The sequence below is a fragment of the Acinetobacter sp. YH12046 genome (genome assembly GCF_013419905.1).
Taxonomy (GTDB): Bacteria; Pseudomonadota; Gammaproteobacteria; order Pseudomonadales; family Moraxellaceae; genus Acinetobacter.
Genome location: NZ_VOZF01000003.1, coordinates 157359 through 172172, shown reverse-complemented (window position 1 = coordinate 172172; position 14814 = coordinate 157359). Strand labels below are relative to the sequence as shown.

Below are 14814 nucleotides of genomic sequence, written 5' to 3'. Positions count from 1 at the left end.
GTATTTGTGATTTTTAGATGTAATTGTGGACTGAAAAAGGTTTTCAATAATGTTATTATATAACGCAAAGTTGCAAAGGGAGTGGATTGGAAGATTTACTCTCTTTTTGTTTATCAAAAAGATGTAGGACTTTGGTCTACGCTGAATGTGTTTTTCATTTAAAGCTCCCTATGTTAGAGTAATTTCTGACGGAAGTATTTGACTAAAAAACATGCGTTCCTCGTCAAAAAAATCAATTGATTAGTCGAGATCGTGATAGCATTTAGCACAAGACTATATTTAAAAAATGTGTGGGCCGATGTACATTTTTTAAACACGAAAGAAGTTGAGACTGGTATATAAATGTAAGTCAAAGTCGCTTTAGAAAAAATATAGTTTAAATCTTTGTTTTTTCTAAGTCGATTTGCAAAAAATTGCTCGGTCACGATCGGGTATTCAATGAGTGATGATGCCGCTGAGGGGCGTTATTGTTCATTAAACATATCAAGAATTTTCTTGGTGTGGTGATAACGCCTCATGGCTTATGCCTTATGGGGGACTAATGTTGAATTATCAATTTGACATTACTAATCCTGGGTTTTGCTTAAAAAGCATCCTGAAAATGTTTTTGCAATAGGAAATGGGTCCACAAATGCAAGAAGTTGCTGACGCTCTGCGTCTTGACACTGAACTTTCCGCTGATAGTGCAGCGTATATTGAAGAACTTTATGAGCAGTACCTCACTGCTCCAGACTCAGTGGGTGCTGACTGGAGAGCGTACTTCGATAAATTCCCAAAAGGTGATCAACCACACAGCAATGTACGTGAGCAATTCCTACTTTTAGGTCGCAATTCAAGCCGTATTCAGCCTGTTATCCAATCGACAGTAAGTTCAGAGCATGAACGTCGTCAAATTGGCGTTTTACAGCTGATTGCTGCGTACCGTAACCGTGGCCACCAAAAAGCAAAATTGGATCCATTAGGTCTGGCTAAGCGTGAAGTTGTGCCAGATCTTGATCTTTCTGCGCACGGTTTAACTCAGTCTGATCTAGACACTATATTCAATACCGGTAACCTTGCGATTGGTAAGGAAGCAGCGACTTTGGGCGAAATGGTCCAAGCGATGGAAGCGACTTACTGTAGCTCTATCGGTGCTGAATACATGCACATCGTGGATACCAAAGAAAAACGCTGGATCCAGCAACGTCTTGAAAGCGCACGTGGTCAATATGGCCTGAGTGCTGATCAGAAAAAACATGTTCTTGAACGTTTAACTGCGGCTGAAGGTCTGGAAAAATACCTCGGTAATAAATTCGTAGGTGCAAAACGTTTTGGTGTTGAAGGTGGTGAGTCTTTCATTCCTATGGTGAATGAATTGATCCAGCGTGCCGGTTCTGTAGGCTGTAAAGAAGTGGTGATCGGTATGCCACACCGTGGTCGTCTGAACCTTCTGGTTAACATCATGGGTAAAAACCCGGCTGACCTGTTTGGTGAGTTCGAAGGCAAATCACTACACAAGAAAGGTTCTGGTGACGTTAAGTATCACCAAGGTTTCTCTTCTAACGTAATGACTCCAGGTGGTGAAGTTCACTTGGCATTGGCGTTTAACCCATCTCACCTTGAAATCGTTGGACCTGTAGTTGAAGGTTCTGTACGTGCACGTCAAGTACGTCGTAAAGACATTGGCGGTGATGACGTGTTACCAGTGATTGTTCACGGTGATGCTGCATTTGCAGGTCAGGGCGTAAACCAAGAAACTTTCCAGATGTCACAGACTCGTGGTTACACAGTAGGTGGTACAGTTCATATCGTAGTGAACAACCAGGTTGGTTTCACCACATCTGATCCACGTGATGCACGTTCTACAGAATACTGTACTGACATCGCGAAAATGATTCAGGCACCGATCTTCCATGTAAATGGTGACGATCCTGAAGCTGTGTTGTTTGTTGCTCAGCTTGCACATGACTTCCGTCATACTTTCCGTAAAGACGTTGTGATTGATATGTTCTGTTACCGTCGTCGTGGTCATAATGAAGCGGACGAACCAGCGGCAACTCAGCCAATGATGTACCAAGTGATCAACAAAAAAGCGACCACTCGTACGCTTTATGCTGACAAACTGGTTCAAGAAGGTGTGCTTGATCGCGCAACTGCAGATCAAATGGTTGAACAATACCGTTCTGATCTTGAAGCAGGTAAACATGTTGCCAATGCATTGGTTCTAGAGCCGAACAAAAAAATGTTCGTAGACTGGACACCGTACCTGGGTCATGAATACACAGATGAGTGGGATACTACTTGTGATCTAGAACGTCTTAAAGAGCTTGGCCGCAAAATGCGTGAGCTTCCAGAAGGCTTCGTGATGCAGCGTCAGGTATCTAAAGTGATTGACGACCGTCTGAAAATGCAAACTGGTGAAATGCCGCTGAACTGGGGTGCTGCTGAAACTCTAGCCTATGCATCACTGCTAGATGATGGTTATCTGGTTCGTTTAACTGGTGAAGACGTGGGTCGTGGTACATTCTCACACCGTCATGCAAAACTGCATAACCAGGTAGATGGCTCAACTTATATTCCACTTTGCCATATCAAAGAAAACCAACCGCGTGTTGCGATCTATGACTCTTTATTGTCTGAAATGGCAGTACTGGCATTTGAATACGGTTATGCGACTACTCTTCCTAAGAGCCTGATCATTTGGGAAGCTCAGTTTGGTGACTTTGCAAACTGTGCACAGGTGGTGATCGACCAGTTCATCTCATCTGGTGAAACCAAATGGGAACGTGTATGTGGTCTGACTATGCTTCTGCCACACGGTTTTGAAGGTCAAGGTCCTGAGCACTCATCTGCACGTCTGGAACGTTTCTTGCAACTATGTGCTGAAGACAACATGCAAGTAATGACTCCAACTACACCTGCACAGATCTTCCACGCGTTACGTCGTCAGGCAATCCGCCCGATCCGTAAGCCAATGATCATTATGTCACCTAAATCATTGCTTCGTCACAAATTAGCGGTGTCTAATCTGGAAGAACTGGCTAACGGTACATTCCAGACTGTGATCGACGAAGTAGATAACATCAACAAAGCAGACGTAACCCGTCTGGTACTGTGTGGTGGTAAGGTTTACTACGATCTGGTTGAAAAACGTCGTGAAAAAGAATTGAACAACACTGCAATTGTACGTATTGAACAATTGTATCCGTACCCAGAAGCACGTCTTGCAGAAGTTCTTGCTCAGTATCCAAACGTGAAAGAACTAGTTTGGGCACAAGAAGAGCCGAAAAACCAAGGTGCTTGGTTGTTCATCGCGCCTCGTTTATATGACGATGTGATGAAAGCGGGCAAACAAATCCGTATTAGTTACGCAGGCCGTGAAGCTTCAGCTGCACCGGCGTGTGGTTCACCATACTTGCATGCAAAACAACAAGCTCAGCTCGTTAACGACGCTCTAGCGATCGATGCTGAATAATCCAGGAGATTCTAAATAATGGCAACCGAAATTAAAGCACCGGTATTTCCAGAGTCAGTTGCGGACGGTACGATCGCAACTTGGCACAAACAACCAGGTGAAGCAGTATCACGTGATGAAGTGATCTGTGATATTGAAACTGATAAAGTTGTTTTAGAAGTTGTTGCTCCTGCAGACGGTACAATTGCATCAATCGTTAAAAATGAAGGCGATACAGTGCTTTCTGCTGAAGTGATTGCTCAATTCGAAGAAGGTGCAGTATCTGGCGCGAGCCAAACTCAAGCAGTTCAATCTGAAGAGAAAGTTGAACAAGCAGCTGCACAAACTGAAGCGGGCAATTCACCAATCGTTGAGCGTAGCCAGGTTCAAGACCAGGCTCCAGCAGTACGTAAAGCATTGACTGAATCTGGAATTAATGCTGCTGACGTATCCGGTACAGGCCGTGGCGGTCGCATCACTAAAGAAGATGTTGCGAACCATCAATCTAAACCTGCAGCGCCTGCTGCTGCACCGCTTAGCGTTGCAGTCGGTGAACGTATCGAAAAACGCGTTCCAATGACTCGTCTGCGTAAACGTGTTGCTGAACGTCTACTTGCTGCAACTCAAGAAACAGCAATGTTGACGACGTTCAACGAAGTAAACATGAAACCGATCATGGAAATGCGTAACCAGTACAAAGAGGCGTTTGAAAAACGTCATGGTGCGCGTCTAGGCTTCATGTCATTCTTTGTTAAAGCGGCGACTGAAGCGCTGAAACGCTATCCAGCAGTGAATGCGTCTATCGATGGCGACGATATCGTTTACCATGGTTACTATGACATCGGTGTAGCGGTTTCTTCTGACCGTGGTCTGGTGGTTCCTGTTCTTCGTGATACAGACCGCATGAACTATGCTGAAGTTGAAAACGGTATCCGTGCATACGCTGGTAAAGCGCGTGAAGGTAAACTTGCGATTGAAGACATGACTGGTGGTACTTTCACAATTACCAACGGTGGTACTTTCGGTTCATTACTTTCAACGCCAATTCTAAACACACCACAAACTGCGATTCTGGGTATGCACAAAATCCAAGAACGTCCTATGGCAGTGAATGGTCAAGTAGAAATCTTACCAATGATGTACTTAGCGCTTTCTTATGACCACCGTTTAATCGATGGTAAAGAAGCAGTTGGCTTCCTGGTAACAATCAAAGAATTGTTAGAAGAACCAGCTCGTCTGATCCTTGACCTATAATTTATACATTTAAAATCTCCCCAAACCCCTCTTTCTAAAGAGGGGCTGTCCCCCTGTGTTAAAGGGGGATGTAGGGGGATTCTTTGGAGATAAAAATGTCTCAATTCGATTTAGTTGTAATTGGTGGTGGCCCAGGTGGCTACGAAGCTGCAATTCGTGCTGCGCAACTTGGTTTCAAAGTTGCTTGTATCGAAAAACGTATTCATAAAGGTAAACCATCTTTAGGCGGTACTTGCCTAAACGTGGGTTGTATCCCTTCTAAAGCACTTCTAGATTCTTCTCACCGTTATGAAGATACTGTTCATCACTTAGATGATCACGGTATTACGACTGGTGAAGTGAAGTTTGATCTTGCAAAACTTCTTGCACGTAAAGACAAAATCGTAAACCAATTGACCATGGGTATCGACGGCCTGCTGAAAGGTAATGGCGTTGAATGGTTAAAAGGTACTGGTAAATTGCTTGCTGGTAAAAAAGTTGAGTTCGTTTCACACGAAGGCGAAACTCAAGTTTTAGAACCTAAATACGTGATTCTTGCGACTGGTTCTGTACCTGTAAATATTCCTGTTGCTCCTGTAGATCAAGACATCATTGTTGACTCTACTGGCGCGCTTGAATTCCAGGAAGTACCTAAACGTCTTGGTGTCATCGGTGCAGGTGTCATCGGTCTTGAACTTGGTTCAGTATGGCGTCGTCTTGGTGCTGAAGTTGTTGTATTTGAAGCAATGGACGCATTCTTACCAATGGCTGATAAGGCATTGGCGAAAGACTACCAAAAAGTATTGACTAAACAAGGTCTGGATATCCGCGTTGGTGCGAAAGTATCTGGTACTGAAGTGAACGGTCGTGAAGTTACTGTTCAGTACACTCAAGGTGGTGAAGACAAAACTCAAACTTTCGACAAGTTGATCGTTTGTGTTGGTCGTCGTGCTTATGCTGAAGGCCTATTGGCTGAAGATTCAGGCATTAAACTCACTGAACGTGGTCTGGTTGAAGTAAACGATTGGTGTGCAACTTCTGTTGAAGGCGTATACGCAATTGGTGACTTGGTACGTGGTCCAATGCTTGCCCATAAAGCAATGGAAGAAGGTGTAATGGCAGTTGAACGTATTCACGGTCATGCTGCACAAGTCAACTACGATACGATCATTTCTGTAATTTACACACACCCAGAAGCGGCGTGGGTAGGTTTAACAGAAGAGCAGGCGAAAGAAAAAGGCCACGAAGTTAAAACGGGTCAATTCGGTTTCGCTGCGAATGGTCGTGCAATGGCTGCGGGCGAAAATGCTGGTTTCGTGAAGTTTGTTGCTGATGCAAAAACTGACCGTCTACTGGGTATGCACGTGATTGGACCTGCTGCGTCTGATATCGTACACCAAGGTATGATCGCTCTTGAATTTGTTTCTTCAGTAGAGGACCTACAGTTGATGACTTTCGGTCACCCAACGTTCTCTGAAGTCGTACATGAAGCTGCTCTTGCAGTTGATGGTCGTGCGATTCACGCGATCCAACGTAAGCGTAAGTAATTCTTCGAAGAGCGGCTCCGGCCGCTCTTTTTACATTTGGTGGTTGTTTTTGAATGAATAATCATCTAAAAATAAAGATAAGTAAAATTTAAGATCCAAAAATACCAATATTGATTGATGTGAACCAAGAAATATTGGGAATACGTGTAATAACAAAGTCAAATAAGTAGTAAAAGGTTAATCAATGAATTTACATGAGTATCAAGCAAAAGCGTTATTAAAAAAATATGGGATGCCTGTACAAGAAGGTATTCTTGCTACCAATGCTGAGGAAACAGTACATGCTTTTGAGCAGCTTGGTGGGAAGTTTGCGGTATTAAAAGCGCAGGTTCACGCAGGTGGTCGAGGCAAAGCGGGTGGGGTAAAAGTGGTAAAGTCGGCTGAAGAAGCAGCTGAATATGCCAATCAGATTATTGGTTCACGTTTAGTGACCTATCAAACCGATGCAAACGGTCAGCCAGTCAATAGCATTCTGGTGTCTGAAGATGTGTATCCGGTTGAGCGTGAATTGTATTTGGGTGCGGTGGTTGACCGTTCTAGCCGTCGTATTACCTTTATGGCATCCACAGAAGGCGGTGTCGAAATTGAAAAAGTTGCAGAAGAAAATCCTGAAAAAATCATTAAAGTAGAAGTTGATCCTTTGGTGGGTTTATTGCCATTCCAAGCACGTGAAGTGGCATTTGCACTTAAGTTAAAAGATAGCCAGATCAATCAATTTGTTAAAGTCATGACAGCTGCTTATCAAGCTTTTGTTGAAAATGATTTTGCTTTATTTGAAATTAACCCACTCTCTGTACGTGAAAATGGTGACATTCTCTGTGTCGATGCCAAAGTCGGTATTGATTCGAATGCACTGTACCGCCTGCCTGAAGTTGCTGCTTTACGTGATAAATCACAAGAAAATGAGCGTGAACTGAAAGCATCTGAATTTGACCTGAACTACGTTGCTTTAGAGGGCAATATTGGTTGTATGGTCAATGGTGCCGGTCTTGCGATGGCAACTATGGACATTATCAAGCTTTATGGTGGTCAACCAGCTAACTTCCTGGATGTAGGTGGTGGTGCAACCAAAGAGCGTGTCATCGAAGCATTTAAAATTATCTTGGCAGATTCTTCTGTACAAGGTGTCTTGATTAATATTTTTGGTGGAATTGTACGTTGTGACATGATTGCTGAGGCAATTATTGCAGCGGTTCAGGAGGTAAATGTCACTGTACCTGTAGTCGTTCGTCTTGAAGGGAACAATGCAGAGCTTGGTGCCAAGTTACTGGATGAATCTGGTTTGAAATTGATTTCTGCAAATGGCTTGGCCGATGCTGCAGAAAAAATTGTTGCTGCAGTAAAAGCTTAAGGAGTATCACAATGAGCGTATTAATTAATAAAGACACCAAAGTTTTAGTCCAAGGCTTTACAGGCAAGAACGGTACATTCCACTCTGAACAGGCTATTGCCTACGGCACTAAAGTTGTTGGTGGAGTAACACCGGGTAAAGGTGGTCAATCACATCTGGATCTGCCAGTATTTAATACTATGCGTGAAGCGGTGCAAGAAACTCAAGCTGATGCTTCTGTGATTTATGTGCCTGCACCTTTTGTCCTCGATTCTATTGTAGAAGCTGTTGACTCAGGTATTGAGCTGATTGTTGTGATTACTGAAGGCGTACCAACACTGGATATGCTAAAAGCTAAACGTTATCTGGAAACCAATGGTAATGGTACGCGTCTGATCGGTCCAAACTGTCCGGGTATCATTACGCCAGGCGAGTGTAAGATCGGGATTATGCCGGGTCATATTCATCAGCCAGGTAAGATCGGCATTATCTCACGTTCAGGTACTTTGACTTATGAAGCGGTTGCACAAACCACTAAATTAGGTCTTGGACAGTCAACCTGTATCGGAATCGGTGGTGATCCGATTCCAGGCATGAACCAGATTGATTGCTTGAAACTGTTCCAGGAAGACCCGCAAACTGAAGCCATTATCATGATTGGTGAAATTGGCGGTACTGCGGAAGAAGAAGCAGCTGAGTATATCCAGTCGCATGTGACCAAGCCGGTGGTAGGTTATATCGCTGGTGTAACAGCGCCGAAAGGTAAGCGTATGGGTCACGCAGGTGCCATCATTTCTGGCGGTAAAGGAACTGCTGAAGAGAAGTTTGCAGCTTTTGAACGCGCGGGAATGGCGTATACACGTAGTCCTGCAGAGTTGGGTTCAACCATGCTTGAGGTTTTGAAAGAAAAAGGTTTGGCTTAATTTATTAAGCTGATAAAAAGCCCTCAATATTGAGGGCTTTTTTATAATTGCTGCAAAAGGAGATTAAAGTCTAACTAAATGATAATTCGAAAATTGAGTATTTAGTTATCTATACCAGCTTTAGCTTTCAGGCTTTGAGTCATCCCATTGATGTCACCACCCTGAATGCCTAATTCATTCATCAGGCTATCAATCAAAGGTGCCTGGCTACGATAACGCAAAGCACTATTCACCACCTGATCGGAGAGGGCAACATTGCTACCTTCATGATGGGCATCTGCCTGACAAGAGCCCGCATGTGTGCCATGTAAACCATTCACTTGCAGAATCTTGATGTCATCAATGTTTTCCATCGGCTTAACACTTTCACGAATGATTTCAGGTAAGTATTTCAGCATGGCTAGCCGGATTTGCATTTCCACCTGTTCAGATGACAGTACATTATTTGCTTCATTCACTGCGCGAGTACCTTCAGCATCGACTTGATACTGTTTCTCCATCGCTTGAGCAAGTAAGACTTTTGCATCCGCTTCACCTTTAGCTTTCAGGCGAACTTTTTCAGCTTCGGCTTCAGCGGCAATACGAACCGCTTCTGCATCATCAGCTGCTGCCTGTTTGCCAGCTTCTGCTGCAACGGTAATGGCAATTGCATCTTTCTCAGCCTGTTCTTTCGCTGCAACCAGTTCAACCGCTTTTTGACGTTCTGCTTGCTGGATCTGGCGGACAGTGACGACTTCTTCTTCCGCTTTAACCGCTTGAGCACGTGCCTGATCAGCTAAAGCTTTGGCTTCAGATTCAGCACGTGATTTTTCTGCAATCGCAATTGCACGATCCTGTTCAGCCAGTTCAATCGTTTTCTTCTGTTCAACTTGGGCTTTTTGAATAAGCTGGGCTTTCTGAATGTTTTCATTTTCAACATCACGAGCCGCCAAAATGCGTTTCAGTTCTACTTCACGTTCAGCAGCAATACGAGCTTCTTCCGCTTCACGTTTTTTTGCAGCTTCCTGAGCTGCAATTTCAGCTAACTGTTCAGCGCGGCGAATCGAAATTTCACGTTCCTGTTGCAGCTTGGCATATTCTTCTTCACGGATAATTTGTAGACGTGCTTGCTCGGCTTCCAGATTTTTGGCTTTAATGGCCAGATCTGTATCCTGTTCAATATGATTACGCTTACGGCGACGATCTTCAATCGTTTCAGTGAGTTTGGTCAAACCTTCAGCATCGAAAGCATTTTGTGGATTGAAATATTTAAAGCCAGTTTGATCTAAGCCAGTTAAAGAAACAGTTTCCAGTTCCAGACCATTTTTGTGCAGATCTTCAGATACCACTTGCTGTACTTTTTGTACGAAGTCGACCCGTTTTTCATGTAATTCTTCCATGGCCATTTCAGCGGCAACGGCGCGTAAAGAGTCGACAAATTTCCCTTCAACCAGATTCTTTAATTCATTTGGCGACATGGTCTTTTGACCAAGAGTTTGTGCTGCCGTAGCAATCGAATCAGCCGTTGGTTTCACACGTACATAGAATTCAGCCATGACATCGACACGCATGCGATCACGGGTAATCAGCGCCTGATCATCGGCACGACGGACTTCCAGACGCAAGGTATTCATATTGACTGGAATGATTTCATGTAGCACCGGTAGCACCAAAGCCCCGCCGCCTAAAATCACTTTTTCACCACCCCAACCGGTACGTACAAAGGAAATCTCTTTACTGGAACGACGGTATAAACGCGCAATGATTAATCCGAAGGTGACTAGGCCAACGAATATAATCCCCGCAATAATCAAAACATTATATAAATCAAAATTTAGCATTGTTATAAAGTCTCTTTGGGCAAGCTTGATTTTTATAGGAAATTGGTTTAATTAAAGTTCAATAGCCTGAAAGCCATTTTTAGTTTTTTGAGTCAAAACCACGGTCTGACCTTGATTAAATATTTCATTGCGTTCAGGTTCGACCAGCACATAATGGGTCTTACCATGCTGATCCTGAACTTTGGCCTGAGCAGGGGAGTTAGCTTTGGCATCTCCCAGAATAATCGTGGCGGTTCGTCCGATCAGTTCATCGCTATAGATCGCGATGGTTTCATCCTGAGGCAGAATTTTGGCAGCAAGCACGGACAGCCCACGTACAATCGGCATGCATAAAAATAAACAGGCAGGGGAAATAATCCATGCATTTAAAAGCTGACTGGTAAATCGTTCGAACAGGCCTTGGATCAATAAACCGCTCAGACCATAACTGGTCAGGAAAATAATGAGCCAGATAAAGAGAGGCAGGCGACCCAGATAAAGCCAGTCGAATACTTTATTGAACAGGCCGGTCTGCTGATCAATACCTACTTCCGGATGAAGCGGTTCTTCAGGCAGAAATTGTTCGAACATATTCTGGGAACCACCTCCCAGCATCAGCAAGACACATTCCAAGGCAGCAAACATCAGCATCAGGCTTAAACTGATACTAAATACAATGTTGGAAGGATGAATGAACAGTTCCCACATGAGTTTCTGTCTCTAATTATGGTTTTATAGAAATTTTATGACCCTGTTAAAGATAACAGTTATTAATAAAATTGTAAGCAAAAAACAACAAAAATCCCAATCGGGATAGCTTGATAAAATCCAAAATTTAACAATATGTGATGAGCTTTTCTTAGCTGCAAATAAATGTCGACTATTTTATAGGTGGGCGAATCTGAGGTTTTATCTCAAGAATAGAAAAGCAATTGTGTACATTTGCTTTTCTGTCCCTAGGTAGATGTATAAAAGAATTAAAGGATGGCGGTCTGGATACGGACTTTCATTTCTAGGGCTTGTTGCAGGATATAGTTCTTCATCCATTGCACCTGTTCGCCCATTGGATTGGTTTTTACTGCAGTCTCCAGAAATTTAAGTTCAGGCTGATTAAATAGTTGTTCGTCGAGAGCCTGTTCCAATGCCTGAGTATTTGCAGACAAAGGAAGGGCCACCAAGAAAAAGGCTTTAGGATAGTTATAGAAAGCATAAAGCAGATTGAAAGCTTTTTGATCACTTCTCAGATTGCCGGCACCTATTTCGTAACCTGCCTGCTGGTTGCTATAAGTCATACCGAGCAGGTATTCCCATTGACCGTTCAGCTTACGCAGGCCAAACTGCATGCCAATCTGATCCGCGGTCAATTCATGCTGGATATAAATGTTTAAAGGACTGCCATCTTCAGTATAGGGTTCCTGAAGAACCAAAATATGTTGCTGGTGCTGGTAAATAAAACCGGCAAGTTTTGCCTGTTCCAGACGGGATTTTAAAGTATCTAAATCAAATTCGTTATAAGGCATACATAGTTTATAAATTGGAAGAACTAATCCTACTCTAATTTTTTTTCACCACGATGTGAACTGTCCGTTTAGATGATTAATATATCATTTCATTGCTAAAAGTAATCTTCCAGAGTGCTTTGACTAAACAATCAATTGTCTTTATTTAGCTAAGCTATCAGATTCATAAAAACTGATAGTTGATATTAGTGAATTTTTATATGACGTTTTAATATATGAATATCACAAAACAAGCAATCGTTATGAAAAGTTAATCACTATAATGAATATAAATTTTATAAAGTGTAATAAGTACACGTGTAATACGCAGGTTGTCCATGTCATTAAATGAGGAAAGACTTACTCATCTTAAACAGCTTGAAGCTGAGAGTATTCACATCATTCGCGAAGTTGCTGCCGAGTTTGAAAATCCGGTTATGCTTTATTCAATCGGTAAAGATTCAGCAGTTATGCTGCATTTAGCACTGAAAGCGTTTTATCCTGCAAAACTTCCATTCCCGCTACTTCATGTAGATACCGGCTGGAAATTCAAAGACATGATCAAGTTCCGTGATAACATGGCCAAAGAACATGGCTTTGATCTGATCGTGCATCAGAACAAAGAAGGTCGTGATGCGGGCGTAAACCCATTCGACTATGGTAGCTCTAAATATACTGACATTATGAAAACCCAAGGTCTGAAACAGGCACTGGATAAATATCAGTTTGATGCTGCTTTCGGTGGTGCACGTCGTGACGAAGAAAAATCACGTGCCAAAGAACGTGTTTATTCATTCCGTGATTCTAAACACCGTTGGGATCCGAAAAACCAGCGTCCAGAACTTTGGAATCTTTATAACGGTAAAGTGAACAAAGGCGAAAGTATTCGTGTATTTCCATTGTCTAACTGGACTGAGCTGGACATCTGGCAATATATCTACCTAGAAAATATCAAACTTGTTCCATTGTACTTAGCTGCTGAACGTCCAGTCGTTGAGCGTAATGGTACACTGATCATGGTTGATGATGAGCGTATGCGCCTGAATCCAGGCGAAGTGCCACAAATGAAATCGGTTCGTTTCCGTACTTTAGGTTGTTACCCATTAACGGGTGCGGTTGAATCAACTGCAACAACTTTACCGGAAATTATCCAGGAAATGCTTTTAGCAACCACATCTGAACGTCAAGGCCGTATGATCGACCATGATGAAGCAGGTTCGATGGAAAAGAAAAAGCAGGAAGGTTACTTCTAAGAATCTTAAGAAATCTCCTCCTAAGAATCTCCTTGCGCAGCAGTGCTGCTCACCCTCTTTTTCAAAGAGGGGAGAAAAAAGTCTCCCTTAACAAAGGGAGATTTAGAGGGATTAAAAGAAACCGATTTCAACGTATTTGTGGAGCTATGAGCGATGTCTCACCAATCAGAACTTATTAGCCAAGACATTTTGGCTTATTTGAAACAGCACGAAAATAAAGACTTATTGCGTTTCCTGACTTGCGGTAACGTGGATGATGGTAAATCAACCCTGATCGGCCGTCTGCTTTATGATTCAAAACTGATTTATGAAGATCAGCTGCAAGCCGTTACCCGTGACTCTAAAAAAGTGGGTACCACTGGCGATGCACCTGACTTGGCATTACTAGTTGATGGTCTGCAAGCTGAACGTGAGCAGGGTATTACCATTGATGTGGCTTACCGTTATTTTTCAACTGAAAAACGTAAGTTCATCATTGCCGATACTCCGGGACACGAACAGTACACCCGTAACATGGCAACTGGTGCTTCTACTGCCGACCTTGCGATTATCCTGATCGATGCGCGTTATGGTGTTCAGACTCAAACACGTCGTCACTCATTTATTGCGAGCCTTTTAGGTATTCGTAATATCGTGGTTGCAGTGAACAAAATGGACTTGGTTGAATTCTCTGAAGCACGCTTCAATGAAATTCAGGCTGAGTACAACAAGTTCGTGGATCAGCTGAGCGATCGTAAACCTGAAAATATTGTATTCACGCCAATTTCTGCATTGAACGGTGATAATGTTGTAAACAAATCACCAAATACGCCGTGGTACCAAGGTCAGACCTTAATGGAGACTTTGGAAACTGTAGAAATTACACGTAATACCAGCAAAGACGAATTCCGTTTCCCAGTTCAGTACGTTAACCGTCCTAACCTCGACTTCCGTGGTTTCTGCGGTACGATCGCACTGGGTGAAGTAAAAGTTGGTGATGAAATTGTTGCGCTGCCATCTGGCAAGAAATCAACAGTGAAAGAAATTGTCACTTTTGACGGTAATCTGGATCATGCTGTAGCTGGTCAAGCTGTTACTTTAACGCTAAATGATGAAATTGATATTTCACGTGGTAACGTGTTGGTGAAAGCTGGCCAACAACCACTGATTTCACGTTCTGCTCGCGCATCTGTGGTATGGATGAACGACCAGCCGCTGGTGGTTGGTAAACTTTATAATGTGAAGTTTGGTACTCAAACGATTCCTGCAAAAGTTGCGAAAATTAACTACCGTACCAATGTCAATACATTGGAAAAACTACAAGTAGAGCAGCTGGATCTGAATGCAATTGCTGATGTGACCATCGAATTTGATGCGCCAGTGGTATTTGACCGTTATCAAGATAGCCGTTACACAGGTTCATTCATTTTCATCGACCGTCTAAGCAACGTGACTGTTGGTGCGGGTATGGTTGAAGCTGCAGTAGAATGGACTGCCCACAACGAGCCTGTAACTGCTGAAGCACGTGCTGCACGTTTAGGACAAAAACCTGCTGCGGTGACAGTAACTGCAAAAGCACTGGAAAATACTCAAGCGCTTGAAAGCCTGTTGATCCAACAAGGTGTGGTTGCGATTGCGAAAGCGGGTCTGACTGCTGAACAGGTTGCGCTTGTACGTGAAACTGGTGTGGTGGTGATTACTGACCTTGCAGAAGGTACAGATGTGACTTACACAGCCGATGCAGTTGAAGAACTGGCTGAGAAAATTGTGGAATTGGTTCGTCTATAAGACTGAACTGATTTTAAGAAAAACCCGCTG

The 14814-nt window shown here is 43.1% G+C and carries 10 protein-coding genes; 7 read left to right on the top strand and 3 right to left on the bottom strand.

Annotated features, from left to right (window positions below; all coding sequences use genetic code 11):
• Positions 1 to 631: 631 nt before the first annotated feature.
• The 5 genes from FTU03_RS03925 to sucD all read left to right on the top strand — a co-directional run bounded on the left by FTU03_RS03925 (position 632) and on the right by sucD (position 8466).
• Complete coding sequence (locus FTU03_RS03925; protein ID WP_005234618.1) at positions 632 to 3454, top strand: 2-oxoglutarate dehydrogenase E1 component; 2823 nt, start codon at positions 632 to 634, stop codon at positions 3452 to 3454.
• An 18-nt stretch (positions 3455 to 3472) separates the two neighbouring features.
• Positions 3473 to 4687 (top strand): 2-oxoglutarate dehydrogenase complex dihydrolipoyllysine-residue succinyltransferase, encoded by a 1215-nt coding sequence (odhB, locus tag FTU03_RS03920; RefSeq protein ID WP_179992113.1) that lies wholly within the window; start codon positions 3473 to 3475, stop codon positions 4685 to 4687.
• Between the two features lie 95 nt (positions 4688 to 4782).
• Positions 4783 to 6213, top strand: coding sequence for a dihydrolipoyl dehydrogenase (gene lpdA, locus FTU03_RS03915; protein WP_179992112.1), 1431 nt, complete (start codon positions 4783 to 4785; stop codon positions 6211 to 6213).
• A 184-nt stretch (positions 6214 to 6397) separates the two neighbouring features.
• Positions 6398 to 7564: an ADP-forming succinate--CoA ligase subunit beta gene (sucC, locus tag FTU03_RS03910; RefSeq protein ID WP_004782971.1), complete on the top strand. Its 1167-nt coding sequence runs from the start codon at positions 6398 to 6400 to the stop codon at positions 7562 to 7564.
• A gap of 11 nt (positions 7565 to 7575) precedes the next feature.
• Entirely contained in the window at positions 7576 to 8466 is an 891-nt protein-coding gene (gene sucD, locus FTU03_RS03905) for a succinate--CoA ligase subunit alpha (RefSeq protein ID WP_004782969.1), read from the top strand.
• 101 nt (positions 8467 to 8567) lie between these two features.
• On the opposite strand, the gene FTU03_RS03900 is transcribed toward sucD, so the two are convergent.
• From FTU03_RS03900 to FTU03_RS03890, 3 genes are all read right to left on the bottom strand, one after another.
• Entirely contained in the window at positions 8568 to 10286 is a 1719-nt protein-coding gene (locus FTU03_RS03900) for a flotillin family protein (RefSeq protein WP_179992111.1), read from the bottom strand.
• A 51-nt stretch (positions 10287 to 10337) separates the two neighbouring features.
• On the bottom strand, positions 10338 to 10973 hold the full coding sequence (locus tag FTU03_RS03895) for a YqiJ family protein (RefSeq protein WP_004782965.1): 636 nt from the start codon (positions 10971 to 10973) through the stop codon (positions 10338 to 10340).
• Positions 10974 to 11242: 269 nt separating this feature from the next.
• Positions 11243 to 11785, bottom strand: a complete 543-nt coding sequence (locus FTU03_RS03890; RefSeq protein WP_034704963.1) for a hypothetical protein — start codon at positions 11783 to 11785, stop codon at positions 11243 to 11245.
• Positions 11786 to 12102: 317 nt separating this feature from the next.
• Here FTU03_RS03890 and cysD point away from each other — a divergent pair, with 317 nt between their 5' ends.
• Positions 12103 to 13017: a sulfate adenylyltransferase subunit CysD gene (cysD, locus tag FTU03_RS03885; protein ID WP_034170514.1), complete on the top strand. Its 915-nt coding sequence runs from the start codon at positions 12103 to 12105 to the stop codon at positions 13015 to 13017.
• 153 nt (positions 13018 to 13170) lie between these two features.
• A complete protein-coding gene (gene cysN / locus FTU03_RS03880; RefSeq protein WP_179992110.1) occupies positions 13171 to 14784 on the top strand; it encodes a sulfate adenylyltransferase subunit CysN in 1614 nt (537 codons plus the stop codon).
• The last annotated feature ends 30 nt before the right edge of the window (positions 14785 to 14814 follow it).